This is a genomic window from Azospirillum sp. (genome assembly GCF_050789165.1).
This window is the reverse complement of sequence record NZ_JBOZRT010000166.1, coordinates 25,819-39,118: the sequence shown is the minus strand read 5'-3', so window position 1 is coordinate 39,118 and position 13,300 is coordinate 25,819. Positions and strand designations below refer to the sequence as shown.

The following is a 13,300-nucleotide window of genomic DNA, read 5'->3' as shown; positions in this document are numbered from 1 at the left end:
CCACTGCGCGGGGGAGGAGTCTGAGCCCTCCCCCGCGCAGTGGGGGAGGGTTGGGTGGGGGCCGGGCGAGGAAACGCGGACGGCCCGCAACACCAATCAAGAACGACGAACGGAGGAAACCAATGAAGGCGCGTCTGACCTTTGCCACCGCGGCCTGCGCCGCCGCCCTGCTGTCCGGCGCGGGGCCCGCCGACGCCGAGATCGCCGGAAACCGGATCAAGCTGGGCGTGCTGACCGACATGAGCGGCTTCGCCTCGGACTCGACGGGCCAGGGCTCGCTGGTCGCGGCGCAACTGGCCGCCGAGGATTTCGCCAAGGAACTGCCCGGCGTCACCATCGAGGTCGTGCACGCCGACCACCAGAACAAGCCGGACATCGGCGCCGCCGCGGCGCGCCGCTGGCTCGACCAGGAGCAGGTCAACGCCATCCTCGACGTGCCGTTCTCCTCGGTGGCGCTGGCGGTGAACGAGGTGGTGCGCAACTCCAAGGCCGTGTTCATCGCGTCAGGCCCCGGCACCACCGAGCTGACCGGGCCGAAATGCTCGCCCAACACCGTGCACTGGACCTACGACACCTGGGCGTTGGCCAACGGCACGGCGCGCGCGGTGACCGAGGGCGGCGGCAAGACCTGGTACTTCCTCACCGCCGACTACGCCTTCGGCCACGCGCTGGAGAACGACGCCGCGGCGGTGGTGAAGAGCCTGGGCGGCACGGTGGTCGGCAGCGTCCGCCACCCGCCGAACGCGTCGGACTTCTCGTCCTACTTGCTGCAGGCGCAGGGCTCGGGCGCGAAGATCATCGGGCTGGCCAACGCGGTCGGCGACACCATCGGCTCGGTCAAGCAGGCCACCGAGTTCGGCGTGCTGAGCGGCGGCCAGCGCTTGGCGGCGCTGCTGATGCAGCTGACCGACGTGCACGCGGTGGGCCTGAAGGAGGCGCAGGGCCTCTACCTGACCGAGGCGTTCTACTGGGACCTCAACGCCGGCACCCGCGCCTTCGCCGACCGCTTCGCGGCGAAGATGAACGGGCGGCGGCCGACCGGCAACCAGGCGGGCGTCTACGCCGGCGCGCTGCACTACCTGAAGGCCGTCAAGGCGGCCGGGACGGCGGACGGCGCCGCGGTCGCCGCCAAGATGAAGGAACTGCCGACCGACGACCCGCTGTTCGGCAAGGGCTCCGTCCGCGCCGATGGCCGGGCCGTGCACGACATGCTGTTCTTCGAGGTCAAGAAGCCCGACGAGTCCAAGGGCGCCTGGGACTACTACAAGCTGGTCAGGACCATCCCGGCGGCCGAGGCGTTCCGGCCGCTCGACCAGGGCAACTGCCCGCTGGCGAAGAAATAGCCGGAGGTCAGTCGCGGTAGCGGCGGCGGGCGAGGGTGGCCTCGATCTCCTCGCCGCCGGCGCCGATCACCGCGGCGGGGTCGAGGGCGACCTCCAGGTCGGCGGGCTGCGGCGCCCGCTCCTTTCGGCGCTGCGCGTGCCGGCCGAGAACCAGATGGGCGAGCAGCGCCGCCACGCCCATGCCGGGGATGACGCTGGTGATCGCGGTGAACGGGTTGCTGAACAGCATGGCGGCCGCCGCGGAGCCGGCGAGGCCGCCGCCGATCTGCAGGAAGCCGGTCAGCGCCGACGCCGCCCCGGCGATGGCCGGGAAGCCGGCGAGCGCGCCGGCCGTCGTGCCCGGCAGGACCAGGGAGATGCCGAACGCCCACAGCGCGGTCGGGGCCATGACGGTGGCCAGCGACGGCGGCAGCACTCGCAACCCGATGCCGAACCCGGCGGCGCCGGCCAGCACGAAGGCGAGGCCGACCGGGATCAGGCGCTTGGCGTCCACGGTGCGCAGCAGGCGCCCGGTGATCGCCGCCCCGGTGGTGTAGGAGCCGGTCTGCAGCAGCATCGCCATGCCGAACTGCGTCGGCGTCAGGCCGACGGTCTCGATCATCACGAAGGGCAGCAGCGCCGCCAGCGTGTAGATGCCGCCCAAGGTCAGCCCCAGCACCAGCCCGGCGCGCATGAACACCGCGTCGGTCAGCAGGGTCTGGTAGTTGCGCAGCACGCGCGACGGGCGGACGTTCTCAGGGTTGCGGGTGAGGTTGGTCTCGGCTACCGTGCCGGCGTACAGCAGCAGGACGGCGATGCCGTAGACGGTCATGCCGTAGAAGATCGCCTGCCAGCCAAGCGTGCCGAGGATCAGCCCGCCCAGGGTCGGCGCCACCGCCGGCGCCACCGCCAGGAACAGGCCGATCAGGTTGAGGATGCGCGCCGAGTTCTGCCCGGTGAACTGGTCGCGCACCATGGCGCGCGAAATGGCGATGCCGGCCGCCGCCCCCACGCCTTGCAGGAATCGTCCGACCAGCAGAACGTCGATCGACCACGCCAGCGCCGCCAGCACGCTGCCCACCGCGTAGACCGCGAAGAATCCCAGCGCCACCGGCCGCCGGCCATAGGCGTCCGACAGCGGGCCGCAGGCCAGCTGCGAGAAGGCGAAGCCGAAGAAATAGACGCTCAGCGTCAGCTTCACCGCCGACGCGGTGGTGTGGAACGCCTCCACCAGCATCGGCATGGCGGGCGTGTAGAGCGCCAGGCTCAGCGGCCCAAGGGTGACGATCAGCGCACCCATGATCGCGGTGCGCATTTCCGACATGATCGGCTTCATGGCGCCTTCCCCTGGCGGGCTTCGTCCAGCAGCCGCGCGCGCAGGCGCAGCAGCATCGCCTTGAACACGTCCTGCTCCTCCGCGGTGAAGTCGCTGAGCAGCGCCGCGCGTGTGCTGGTGAACAGGGCGACGACGCGGGCTAGCAGCGGCCCGGCCTGCGGCGTCAGGTGAACGGTGCGGGCGCGGCGGTCGGTCGGGTCCGGCTCGCGCACGATCAGGCCGTGCGCCTCCAGCCGGTCGAGGAAGCCGATCAGGGTCATCGGCTCGACCCCCATATAGGCGGCGAGCGCCGTGGTCCGGGTGCCGGGGTAATGGCTGGCGTAGACCAGGGCGCGCGCCTCGCCGGGGGTGAGGTCCAGGTCGGTGCCGGCCAGCGCATGGTCGAAGCGCGCGCGCAGCAGGCGCGCGGCGTCGATCAGGGCGAAGCCGATGGGAATGTCGTCGGGCATGCTGATATACTAAGGGTGCCTTAGTAATTTGGCCAGCGCCGCGCTGGGCAGGGCAGGCATGCGCTCGGGCGTGGGGGCCCGGTTCAAGCGCTTTCCTCGGCCGCCACTGCCCCCCGCGCCTCGCGCCGGCGCATGATCTCGTAGGCGACGGCCCCCAGCACCGTCAGCGCGATCAACACCAGCGACAGCGCGTTCACCGCCGGCGTCAGGCCGGTGCGGACCTTGGTGGCGATGTAGATGGTCAGCGTCGTCTCCACGCCGCGCACGAACAGCGTGGTGTTGTAGTTCTCGAAGCTCTGCAGGAACGCGATCAGCGCGGAGGAATAGGCCGCCGGCATCAGGTAGGGCAGCGTGATCCGCCGGAACGCCTGCCAGTGCGAGGCGCCGAGGTCGAGCGCCGCCTCCTCCAGGCTGGTGTCGAAGCGCTGCAGACGGGCCAGCGCCATCAGCATGGCGTAGGTGGCGATGAAGCTGGACTGCGCGACGACGGTGAGGAACAGGCCGCCGGTCACGCCGAACCACTGCTTCCAGAACACCAGGGTCGAGATGCCGATGATGATCCCCGGCGTCAGCAGCGGCGACACCATGACGGCGTACAGCAGCGTGCGCGCCCGCCCGTGCAGCCGGTCGAGCAGCAGCGCCGCCGCGAGGCCCAGCGGCACCGCCACCGCGACCACCGCCGCGCCGACCAGCAGGCTGGTGCCCAGCGCCTGCCACATGCGCTGGTCCTCCGCCAGCACGCGGAACCAGTCCAGCGTGAAGCCGCGCCACGGCGTGACGGTGGGGAAACGGCTGGCGTTGAAGGTCGCCGCCGCCATGATGCCCAGCGGCAGGAACAGGTAGCCGAAGAAGACCGCCAGATACGCCCGGGTCATCAGGCGGCGCAGGCCGGCGGCGGTCATTTGGCGATGTCCGTCAGGCCGACGCGGAACAGCCGCATCATCACGAGGATGAAGCCGACGCACAGCACCAGCAGGATGAAGGCGTAGGCGGCGCCCTGGTTCCAGTTCCCGCCCTCGAAAAACCAGTTGTAGATGATCTCGGTGAACCAGCGGCTCTGCGGCCCGCCGAGCAGCGCCGGCACCGCGTAGCTGCCGGCCGCCAGCATGAAGGTCATGATGCAGCCGACCGCGATGCCCGGCTTGGCGTGTGGCACGACGATGCGGCGGTGGATGGCGATCCAGCCGGCGCCCAGGTCGCGCGCCGCCTCGATCTGGTGGCGGTCCAGCGTCTCGATGGCGTTGTAGATCGGCAGCACCATGAACAGCACGTAGACGTACACCATGCCGGCGATGACGCCGCCGTCGCCGCCCAGAAGCCGCACCGGCTCCGCCCACACGCCCAGCCCCACCAGCAGCGCGTTCAGCGGGCCGTTGTAGGCGAGGATGATGTACCAGGCGAAGGTGCGCAGGATCTCGTTGATCCAGAACGGCACCACCAGCATCAGGACGAGCGTGGGCAGCTTCCGCTTCGGCGCCACCTGGGCCAGGTAGAACGCCATGGGGTAGGAGAGCGCCAGCGTCACCGCGGTGACCAGCGCGCTGCCCCACACCGTCTTCAGGAAGATGCCCAGGTGGATGGCGTTGCTCCACAGCGTGCCGTAGTTCCTCAGCGTGTGCACGTCCTCCGGCCCGCCGATCTTGGACGGCGGCAGCATCGGGCGCAGCGAGTAGTCGACCATCAGCAGCTGCGGCAGCGCGATCATCAGCAGCACCCAGGCCGCCGACATCGCCAGCAGCGTGACGGTCAGCGGCGCGCCGTAGCGGCGCAGCGCCGGTTCCAGCACCGCCCTCACGCCGTGTCCCCCGGCGGCAGCACCACCGCGTCCTCGGCGCGGAAGCCAACGCGCGCGGCCGACTCCGGCGGGAAGGGAAGGGCGCCGCCGCGGTGCGGCGTGTGCACCTGGATGCGCGCGCCGCCGGCCGTCTCCAGCACCGCGGTGACGAAGGCGCCCTCGAAATCGCAATGGCTGACGCGGGCGGGCAGCGCGTTCTCGGTACCGTCGGCCTGCATGCGTTCGGGACGCACGAACAGAACGGCGCGGTCGCCGGGGCGCAGGCCGCGCGGGTTCCGGCCCAGCAACCGGCCCAACGGCGTGTCGAGCGCGGCGACTCCGTCCGCCGACTCGGCGACCGTGCCGGCGAAGCGGTTGGCCTCGCCGACGAAGGAGGCGACGAAGGCGGTGTCCGGCCGGTCGTAGATGGTGGCGCCGTCGCCGACCTGCTCGATCACGCCGTGATTCATCACGGCGATGCGGTCGGACATGGTCAGCGCCTCGCCCTGGTCGTGCGTGATGTAGATGAAGGTCACGCCGGTGCGGCGCTGGATGGCGCGCAGCTCGGCGCGCATGTGCTGGCGCAGCTTGAGATCGAGGGCAGACAGCGGCTCGTCCAGCAGCAGCACGGACGGCTCCACCGCCAGGGCGCGGGCGATGGCGACCCGCTGGCGCTGGCCGCCGGACAGCTCGGTCACCCGCTTGTCCGCCGCGTCGGGCAGCGCGACGAGGTCGAGCAGGCGCTGCACGGCGCTCCGCCGCTCGGCCTTCGGCACGCCGCGCACCTCCAGCCCGAAGCCGATGTTCTCGCCGACGGTCATCAGCGGGAACAGCGCCAGGTTCTGGAAGATCAGCGCGGTCGGCCGCTTGTTGGGGCCGATGCCGCGCATGTCCTGCCCGCCGATGCGGATGGTGCCCGACGTCGGCTCCATGAAGCCGGAGATCATGCGCAGGATCGTCGTCTTCCCGCAGCCTGAGGGGCCGAGGAAGCTGAAGAACTCCCCCGCGCCGATGGTGAGCGAGACGTCGCGCACGGCGGTGATCGCGCCGAAGCGCATGGTGACGCGATCGAGCGCGACGTCCCGGCTCATCCCTTTTCCGCCCCTGCCCGTCAGGCCGCCAGGAACCGGTCCTGGTACTCGTTGCGGATGGAGACGTACCATGCCTCTTGGATCGGCCACCACCACAGCTTGGTCAGCGCGTCGCCCGGATAGGCGTCGGCGAAGAACTGCTTGTTCAGGTCGGAGAGGTGCGCCTCCGCGCCCTTTGCCGTGGAGCTGATGCCGGAGTGGTTGGTGTACAGCGCGCCCGCCTGCGGCGTGTAGAACCAGTTGATCCAGGCGTAGGCGTTCTCCACGTTCTCCGCCTTCTTCGGGATGGCGAAGCCTTCCATCCAGGCGAGCGCCCCTTCCTTGGGCGCCAGGAAGCGGACCGGCAGGTTCTCCTTGCGCAGGGCCACCGCGGTGGAATCCCAGGTCTGGCCGATGACGCAGCCGTTGGTTCGGAAGGCGCCCTGCGCCTCGTTCTCGTTGGTCCAGAACTGGCCGACCGACTTCTTGTTGGCGGCGGCCACCTTGAGGATGGCGTCGAAGTTGGCGCGCGCCTTGGCCTCGTCCTTGAACTGGTCGCGCACGGGGTGGGGCAGCTTGCCCTGGCTCTCCAGCCACAGCGCGATGCCGATCAGGCCGGAGTGGCCGCGCACGGTGACCTTGCCGGCGTGCTCGGGCTTCCACAGGTCGCCGTAGCTGGCCGTGCCGTATGTCAGCGGCGCCTTGGTCTGGTCGTAGGCCAGTGCCTCGGTGCCCCAGTCGGCCGGCGCGAAGTAGCGCTTGCCGCCCACCACGCCGCCCATCCCGGCCGAGCCGTCGACGGCCGAGGCGATGCAGCCGTCCCACTTCACCTTCGACTCGTCGAGCGGCTGCACCAGCTCCGCCTCGACGTAGTTGGGCACGCGGTCGACCGTGGGGTGGATGACGTCGAAGCCGGCGCCGCCGGTGGCCTTCAGCTGGTTCAGCAGTTCGTCGTTGGTGCCGTACTCGGTCAGCGTCGCCTTCACGCCGGTCTTGGCGGTGAAGTCGGCCAGCATGTCCGGGCTGATGTAGCCGGCCCAGGAGAAGACGCGCACGCTGCCGCCCGCGGCATGGCCCTCGCGCAGCATCCACGGCCCGACCGCGGCGACGCTGCCGGCGGCGGCCGCGCTCTTCAGCAGCAGGCGGCGGGTGAAGGCCTTGGCGACGTGCTGGATGGGGGTGCGGTCAGGCGTGCTCATGGTGTCCCTCCTCTCCCTGGTGTGTTCACGGGATTATGCGGAGGCAAGGCGGGGCCGGCAATTTCCCAGCGTGGACGTAGCCTAAACTTCATAGGTTCGTCGCGGGGCGGACACATCGCCTCACGGGTTGAACAGATTGTCCCGGACCGCCAGCAGGTGCATCCGCACGGCGTCGCGCGCCGCCACCGGATCGCGCGCCCGCAGCGCCGCGACGATGGCGCGGTGGTGCGTCTGGTAGATGGCGCGCCTCTCCGGCGTCACGCTGCGCTCCTTCAGCATGCCCCACTCCGCGTCGTCGCGGATGCGGTTCAGCACGGCGTAGAAGGCGTCCAGAAGCCCGTTGCGGCAGGTGGCGACCAGGGTGCGGTGCAGGGCGCCGTCCCAGTGCTCGAACTCCGGCACGGTGCGCGCCGCCTCGGACTCGGCGAGGCAGCGGTCCAGCTCGGCGAAATCGGCCTGGGTGGCGCGGGCGACCGCCAGCTCGGCCACCGCCGGCTCCAGCAGGATGCGCGCCTCCATCACCTCGGCCGGGCTGGCGTTCAGGAAGGCGGCGGGCGGCAGCAGCGTGGTGGCGATGCGGTCCTCGTCCGCCCCCTCGCCGACCAGGAAGGTGCCGCGCCCCACGCCGCGGGCGATGCGGCCCTCCGCCTCCAGCGTGTCGAGCGCGCGGCGCACCGTGTTGCGGGCGAGGCCGAGGGACTGCGCCAGCGAGCGCTCGGTCGGCAGCTGCTCGCCCGGGCGCCACAGGCCGCTGGCGATGGCGCGCTGCAGGTGGTCGTAGGCGATCCGTGCCCGGCCCAGCGTGTCGGGAGGCCTGATCGCGGCGATGGACGGCGGCTTGTGCATGCGGGCCGGTCCCCGTTGCGCGCGCGGAAGCGCACCATTCCTGAACCATAAGGTCCAGCGCCCCGGCCTGCCAATCCACTCGATTGGTATACGAATAATCAGCCATACGGCTAATTGACCGCACGGATTGTCCTGGGCAACGATTGAACCAGCGGTGAGGCAATTTTAAACCGATAAGGTTCACCCGAAAAAGGACCAGTCATGAAGCTGGCGACGATCCAAGGGGAGGGAGGGGCGCGCGTTGCGCTGGTGGATGCGGAGGCCGGCCGGGTCTGGCCGGTCGCTCCGCCGGCGTGGGCGCCGCAGCCCTGGGGGATGCTGGACGTGATCCGTGGATTCCGCGACCTGCGGGACACGCTGCGGCCGGAGGGGCCGGGCATCCCGTTGAGCGAGGTGACGCTGCTGGCGCCGATCCCGCGCCCGGCGCGCAACCCGATGTGCGTGGGGAAGAACTACTACGACCACGCGCACGAGTTCACCCGCTCCGGCTTCGACAGCAGCGCCAAGGGCGCGGCCGACGCGGTGCCGGAGCATCCCATCATCTTCACCAAGGTGCCGGAGACGGTGATCGGGCCCGGCGCGCCGATCCCCTACCCGCACGGGGTGAGCGACCAGGTCGACTACGAGGTCGAGCTGGTGGTGGTGATCGGCCGCGGCGGGACCAACATCCCGAAGGCCCAGGCGATGGACCATGTCTTCGGCTACACCATCGCCAACGACGTGACGGCGCGCGACATCCAGGCGCGGCACAAGCAGTGGTTCCTCGGCAAGTCGCTGGACGGCTTCTGCCCGCTTGGGCCGTGGATCGTCACGGCGGACGAGGTGGACCTGTCCGACATGCCGGTGCGCAGCTGGGTGAACGGCGAGCTGCGGCAGAACTCCAACACCCGCGACCTGATCTTCGACGTGCCGACGCTGGTCGAGACCATGTCGCGCGGCATCACGCTGCAGGCCGGTGACCTGATCCTGACCGGCACCCCGGCCGGGGTCGGGCTGGGCTTCACGCCGCCGAAATTCCTCAGGCCCGGCGATCGCGTGAAGATGGAGATCGGCGGCATCGGCGTCATCGAGAACACGCTGGAGGGTTGAGTCCATGGCGACCGTGACGGTCGACCGCATGGCGGTGGAGGTGGACGGCCAGGGCGACCCGGTGCTGATGATCCACGGCCTGGGAGGCACGTCGAACACCTTCGCGCCGCAGTGCGCGGGGCTGGCGAGCCGGTACCGCTTGGTGCGGCCGGACCTGCCGGGCTCCGGCCGCTCGGCCACGCCGGAGGGGGCGCTGTCCATCGGGCGGTTCGTGGCGGCCATGGCAAAGGTCTGCCAAGTGCTCGGCATCGAGCGGGCGCATGTGGTGGGCCACTCGCTGGGCACCATCGTGGCGCAGCATCTGGCGGTCGAGCATCCGGGGCTGGTGCGCTCGCTGACGCTGTTCGGGCCGTTGATGGCGCCGGCCGATGCTGGGCGGCAGGGCTTGCGCGACCGGGCGGCGAAGGCGCGGGGCGAGGGCATGCAGCCCATCGCCGACGCCATCGTGCAGGCGGCGCTGTCCTCTGACAGCAAGGCGCACCAGCCGGTGACCGTCGCCTTCGTGCGGGAATCGCTGATGCGCCAGTGCCCGGAGGGCTACGCCAAGACCTGCGAGGCGCTGGCCGCCGCCGAGGCCGCCGACCCGGCGCGCATCCGGGCGCGCACGGTGCTGGTGGCCGGCGACGAGGATGCGGTGGCGCCGGCCTCGGTGGCGCGGACCATCGCCGAGCGCATGAACGGAGCGGCGTCGCTGCGGGTGCTGCCGCGCTGCGGCCACTGGCAGCCGCTGGAGCGGGCGGCGGACTGCACGGCGATCCTGGGGGAGGCGCTCCAGGGACGCGGATAGAGCGGTTTGCAGCCGCTTCTAAGCCCCTCTCCCTCAAGGGGAGAGGGGCTCAAGGACAGGTTTCCCGCAAGAGGACCGCGCAAGACGGCCGGCGGAAGCATTTCAGGGAGGAAGCGATGGCGAACGTTCTCGTGACGAACGTGCGCATTCTCGACGGCACGGGCGAGTACCCGTACACCGGCGAGGTGCTGATCCAGGGCAACCGCATCCGCCGGGTGGCGCGCGGCCTGCGCAGCCTGCCGACCGTCGGCGCCACGGTGATCGACGGCGCCGGCGCCACGCTGATGCCCGGCATGACCGAGGCGCACACCCACTTCTCGTGGAACGACCAGCCCGACCTGGAATCCATCCAGCGCATGCCGCCGGAGGAGCACACGCTGTGGGCCGCCAAGGTGGCGAAGACCTACATCGACAGCGGCTTCACCTCCTGCGTCGGGGCGGCGGCGGCCAAGCCGCGCCTGGACGTGGTGATCCGCAACGCCATCAATTCCGGCCTCATCCCCGGGCCGCGCTACCTCGCCAACGGGCAGGAGATCGCTACCACGGGCGGCCTCGGTGACACCTCGCCGCCCCACATCCCGGCGCCGGAGCTGAGCTTCGGCTGGATCGTCACCGGGCCGGAGGAGATCCGCCGCGCCGTGCGCATGTTCGTCAAGTACGGCGTCGACCTGCTGAAGCTGAACATCTCCGGCGAGGAGATCGCCGGCGTCGCCGCCGAGGAGACGCCCATGTGCGACGACGAGGTCGCCATGGCGGTCAGCGAGGCGCATCGCCGGGGGAAACGGGTGTGCGCGCACGCGCGCTCGGCGGAATCGGTGAAGATGTGCGTCCGCCACGGGGTGGACATCATCTACCACGCCTCCTACGCCGACGAGGAGGCGCTGGACATGCTGGAGGCGGCGAAGGACAGGCACTTCGTGGCGCCGGCCCTGGCGTGGCTGATCCGCACCGGGCGCGACGCGGCGGATTGGGGCATCAAGCCGGACAGCCCGCTCGCCATCAAGTACCAGCGCGAGGCGGAGATCGCCTGCGAGACCATGCGCAAGATGCTGAAGCGCGGCATCCGCGTGCTGCCCGGCGGCGACTACGGGTTCGCGTGGATCCCGCACGGCACCAACGCCAAGGACCTTCAGTACTTTGTCGACCACTGCGGCTTCTCGCCGATGGAGGCCATCGTCTCCACCACCAAGTGGGGCGGCGAGATCATGGGCCGGCCGGGCGAACTGGGGCAGGTCAAGGAGGGCTATCTGGCCGACCTGATCCTGGTGGACGGCGATCCCGTCGCGAACATCCGCATCCTGCAGGATCGCTCGCGGCTGCTGTTCATCATGAAGGACGGCGAGTTCCACAAGGCACCGGACATGGCGCCGCAGCGCGCCCGGTTCGGCGTGGGGGTGGTGGCGTGATGCGTGGGACGTGGCCGCGTCGGGCCCCCCTCCCGGCCTCTCCCCACTTCGCGGGGGGAGGTGTCAGGCCCTCCCCCGCGCAGTGGGGGAGGGTTGGGTGGGGGCCCAGCACTGGGGTTTTCCCATGAAGCAATTCATCCTCACCACCCTCAATGGCCTGACGCTCGGCGCCTTGTACTTCCTGGTCGCCAGCGGCTTCACGCTGGTGTTCGGGCTGATGCGCAACGTCAACCTCGCGCACGGGGCGCTCTATCTGCTGGGCGCCTACGTCGGCTGGTCGGTGGCGGACAAGACCGAGTACTGGCTGCTCGGCGTCGCCGCCGGGTTCGCGGCCACCGCCGTCCTGGGCCTCGTCTTCCAGCTGCTGATCTTCCGGCGCATGGAGGGGCAGGACCTGCGCCAGACTATGGTGACCATCGGCATCTCCATCGTGCTGGCCGACCTGATGCTGTGGGTGTGGGGCGGCGAGACCTACCAGTTCACCCCGCCGGACATCATCGACGGCTCGCTGGCGTTGCCGCTGACGCCGAACTGGCGCTACCCGACCTACCGCGTGGCGCTGCTGGTGGCCGCCGCCGCGATCGGCGTCGGGCTGTGGCTGTTCCTCAACCGCACCAAGGTCGGCATGATGATCCGCGCCGGGGTGGACGACCGGGCCATGCTCGCCGCGTCGGGCGTCAACGTGCAGCGCGTCTTCGCCATCACCTTCATGGTCGGCGCCGGGCTGGCCGGTTTCGCGGGGGTGGTCGGCGGCACCGCGCTGTCCATCGCGCCGGGCGAGGACGTGCGCTACCTGCTGGCCTCGCTGATCGTCGTCATCGTCGGCGGCCTGGGCAGCATCAGTGGCGCCGCGGTGGGCGCGCTCATCATCGGCCTCGCCGAGCAGTATGGGCTGGCCTATTCGCCGACCTACGGGGCGGTCTACACCTTCCTGATCCTGGTGGCGGCGCTGGCGCTGCGGCCGCAGGGACTGATGGGCCGCCGGGCATGACCATCGCGCTCTCCGACCCGACCGTCCGCACCCCGGCCAGCGCGGCGCTGCACGCGAAGGTCGCGAAGTACGCGCTGCTGGGACTGGCGCTGCTGGCCTACCCGCTGGTGGCCAGCGACTTCTTCATCGTGCAGATCGGCGCGCAGACGCTGTTCATGGGCACCATCGCGCTGTCGCTGATGTGGCTGGGCGGCTACGGCGGCATGGTCAGCCTGGCGCAGCTGACCTTCGCGGGCGTGGCGGCCTACATGATCGCGGTCTTCGGCGTGTCGAACAAGCCGGAGCTGTCGCTGGGCTGGGAATGGTGGGCGGCGATCCCGGCGGCGCTGATCGTCGCCACCGCCTTCGCGACGCTGACCGGCATGCTGGCGGCGCGGACCGAGGGCATCTACACCATCATGATCACGCTGGCCATCGCGGTGGCCTTCTCGCTGTTCTGCCGGCAGAACTACGCGATCTTCAACGGCTTCGCCGGCTTCGCCAGTCTGAGGCCGCCGGCGCCGTTCGGGCTCGACCTGCGGGCGCCGCTGCCCTTCTACTACCTGTGCCTCGCCTTCGCGGCGGGGGCGTACGCCGGCGTCGTCTACGTGACGCGCTCGACCTTCGGGCTGGCCTTGCAGGCGGTGCGCGACAACCCCAGGCGCATGCGCGCCGTCGGCTTCAACGTGTACGCCCACCGGGTTGCCGCCTACGCCATGTCGGGGCTGCTGGCGGCCATCGGCGGGCTGCTGCTGGCGTGGTTCAACGGGCGGATCTCGCCGGGCTCCATCGCCGCGGGGCCGAGCATCAACGTGCTGGTGATGGCGGTGCTGGGCGGCATGGCGCACCCCGTCGGCCCCTATGTGGGCGCGCTGGTCTTCATCCTGTTGCAGAACTTCGCGATCGACCTGATCGACCCCGAGCGCTTCAACCTCGTCATCGGGGTGGCCTTCCTCGTCATCGTGCTGGCGTCGCCCGACGGGCTGGTCGGGCTGTGGCGGCGGCTGACGGCGCGCAGGTCCGGGGGACCATCGACGTAACCGAAGAAACAA

Annotated in this window: 13 protein-coding genes; 6 read left to right on the top strand and 7 right to left on the bottom strand. The window is 70.5% G+C overall.

Annotation, left to right across the window (positions count from 1 at the left end; translation table 11 throughout):
- The first annotated feature begins 122 nt into the window (after nucleotides 1–122).
- Nucleotides 123–1,343, top strand: coding sequence for an ABC transporter substrate-binding protein (locus tag ACRWK7_RS35495; RefSeq protein WP_431862619.1), 1,221 nt, complete (start codon nucleotides 123–125; stop codon nucleotides 1,341–1,343).
- 7 nt (nucleotides 1,344–1,350) lie between these two features.
- On the opposite strand, the gene ACRWK7_RS35490 is transcribed toward ACRWK7_RS35495, so the two are convergent.
- From ACRWK7_RS35490 to ACRWK7_RS35460, 7 genes are all read right to left on the bottom strand, one after another.
- The gene (locus ACRWK7_RS35490) at nucleotides 1,351–2,658 is read right to left on the bottom strand and encodes a multidrug effflux MFS transporter (RefSeq protein ID WP_431862617.1); all 1,308 of its coding nucleotides are present in this window, start codon (nucleotides 2,656–2,658) and stop codon (nucleotides 1,351–1,353) included.
- Nucleotides 2,655–3,107 carry a MarR family winged helix-turn-helix transcriptional regulator gene (locus ACRWK7_RS35485; RefSeq protein WP_431862615.1) on the bottom strand — a complete coding sequence of 151 codons (453 nt, stop codon included), beginning with the start codon at nucleotides 3,105–3,107 and terminating at the stop codon, nucleotides 2,655–2,657. Before ACRWK7_RS35485 ends, ACRWK7_RS35490 begins: the two co-directional genes overlap by 4 nt.
- An 83-nt stretch (nucleotides 3,108–3,190) precedes the next feature.
- On the bottom strand, nucleotides 3,191–4,009 hold the full coding sequence (locus ACRWK7_RS35480) for an ABC transporter permease (protein ID WP_431862614.1): 819 nt from the start codon (nucleotides 4,007–4,009) through the stop codon (nucleotides 3,191–3,193).
- Entirely contained in the window at nucleotides 4,006–4,902 is an 897-nt protein-coding gene (locus ACRWK7_RS35475; RefSeq protein WP_431862613.1) for an ABC transporter permease, read from the bottom strand. The genes ACRWK7_RS35480 and ACRWK7_RS35475 overlap by 4 nt, the downstream gene beginning before the upstream one ends.
- Nucleotides 4,899–5,972 carry an ABC transporter ATP-binding protein gene (locus tag ACRWK7_RS35470; RefSeq protein ID WP_431862611.1) on the bottom strand — a complete coding sequence of 358 codons (1,074 nt, stop codon included), beginning with the start codon at nucleotides 5,970–5,972 and terminating at the stop codon, nucleotides 4,899–4,901. Before ACRWK7_RS35470 ends, ACRWK7_RS35475 begins: the two co-directional genes overlap by 4 nt.
- Before the next feature lie 20 nt (nucleotides 5,973–5,992).
- Nucleotides 5,993–7,150: an extracellular solute-binding protein gene (locus tag ACRWK7_RS35465; RefSeq protein WP_431862609.1), complete on the bottom strand. Its 1,158-nt coding sequence runs from the start codon at nucleotides 7,148–7,150 to the stop codon at nucleotides 5,993–5,995.
- A 120-nt stretch (nucleotides 7,151–7,270) separates the two neighbouring features.
- Nucleotides 7,271–7,996: a FadR/GntR family transcriptional regulator gene (locus ACRWK7_RS35460; protein ID WP_431862608.1), complete on the bottom strand. Its 726-nt coding sequence runs from the start codon at nucleotides 7,994–7,996 to the stop codon at nucleotides 7,271–7,273.
- A gap of 201 nt (nucleotides 7,997–8,197) precedes the next feature.
- Here ACRWK7_RS35460 and ACRWK7_RS35455 point away from each other — a divergent pair, with 201 nt between their 5' ends.
- The 5 genes from ACRWK7_RS35455 to ACRWK7_RS35435 all read left to right on the top strand — a co-directional run bounded on the left by ACRWK7_RS35455 (nucleotide 8,198) and on the right by ACRWK7_RS35435 (nucleotide 13,288).
- Nucleotides 8,198–9,085, top strand: a complete 888-nt coding sequence (locus ACRWK7_RS35455) for a fumarylacetoacetate hydrolase family protein (protein WP_431862607.1) — start codon at nucleotides 8,198–8,200, stop codon at nucleotides 9,083–9,085.
- A 4-nt stretch (nucleotides 9,086–9,089) separates the two neighbouring features.
- Nucleotides 9,090–9,872 (top strand): alpha/beta fold hydrolase, encoded by a 783-nt coding sequence (locus ACRWK7_RS35450; RefSeq protein ID WP_431862605.1) that lies wholly within the window; start codon nucleotides 9,090–9,092, stop codon nucleotides 9,870–9,872.
- A gap of 116 nt (nucleotides 9,873–9,988) precedes the next feature.
- Nucleotides 9,989–11,278 carry an amidohydrolase family protein gene (locus tag ACRWK7_RS35445; RefSeq protein ID WP_431862603.1) on the top strand — a complete coding sequence of 430 codons (1,290 nt, stop codon included), beginning with the start codon at nucleotides 9,989–9,991 and terminating at the stop codon, nucleotides 11,276–11,278.
- 124 nt (nucleotides 11,279–11,402) lie between these two features.
- The gene (locus tag ACRWK7_RS35440; RefSeq protein ID WP_431862601.1) at nucleotides 11,403–12,269 is read left to right on the top strand and encodes a branched-chain amino acid ABC transporter permease; all 867 of its coding nucleotides are present in this window, start codon (nucleotides 11,403–11,405) and stop codon (nucleotides 12,267–12,269) included.
- Nucleotides 12,266–13,288, top strand: coding sequence for a branched-chain amino acid ABC transporter permease (locus ACRWK7_RS35435; protein WP_431862599.1), 1,023 nt, complete (start codon nucleotides 12,266–12,268; stop codon nucleotides 13,286–13,288). The genes ACRWK7_RS35440 and ACRWK7_RS35435 overlap by 4 nt, the downstream gene beginning before the upstream one ends.
- The last annotated feature ends 12 nt before the right edge of the window (nucleotides 13,289–13,300 follow it).

Excerpts from the sequence above, each read along its gene's own strand:
- ACRWK7_RS35495 (WP_431862619.1), top strand. The coding sequence starts at position 123 with ATGAAGGCGCGTCTGACCTTTGCCACCGCGGCCTGCGCCGCCGCCCTG.
- ACRWK7_RS35490 (WP_431862617.1), bottom strand. The coding sequence starts at position 2,658 with ATGAAGCCGATCATGTCGGAAATGCGCACCGCGATCATGGGTGCGCTG.
- ACRWK7_RS35485 (WP_431862615.1), bottom strand. The coding sequence starts at position 3,107 with ATGCCCGACGACATTCCCATCGGCTTCGCCCTGATCGACGCCGCGCGC.
- ACRWK7_RS35480 (WP_431862614.1), bottom strand. The coding sequence starts at position 4,009 with ATGACCGCCGCCGGCCTGCGCCGCCTGATGACCCGGGCGTATCTGGCG.
- ACRWK7_RS35470 (WP_431862611.1), bottom strand. The coding sequence starts at position 5,972 with ATGAGCCGGGACGTCGCGCTCGATCGCGTCACCATGCGCTTCGGCGCG.
- ACRWK7_RS35465 (WP_431862609.1), bottom strand. The coding sequence starts at position 7,150 with ATGAGCACGCCTGACCGCACCCCCATCCAGCACGTCGCCAAGGCCTTC.
- ACRWK7_RS35460 (WP_431862608.1), bottom strand. The coding sequence starts at position 7,996 with ATGCACAAGCCGCCGTCCATCGCCGCGATCAGGCCTCCCGACACGCTG.
- ACRWK7_RS35455 (WP_431862607.1), top strand. The coding sequence starts at position 8,198 with ATGAAGCTGGCGACGATCCAAGGGGAGGGAGGGGCGCGCGTTGCGCTG.
- ACRWK7_RS35450 (WP_431862605.1), top strand. The coding sequence starts at position 9,090 with ATGGCGACCGTGACGGTCGACCGCATGGCGGTGGAGGTGGACGGCCAG.
- ACRWK7_RS35445 (WP_431862603.1), top strand. The coding sequence starts at position 9,989 with ATGGCGAACGTTCTCGTGACGAACGTGCGCATTCTCGACGGCACGGGC.
- ACRWK7_RS35440 (WP_431862601.1), top strand. The coding sequence starts at position 11,403 with ATGAAGCAATTCATCCTCACCACCCTCAATGGCCTGACGCTCGGCGCC.
- ACRWK7_RS35435 (WP_431862599.1), top strand. The coding sequence starts at position 12,266 with ATGACCATCGCGCTCTCCGACCCGACCGTCCGCACCCCGGCCAGCGCG.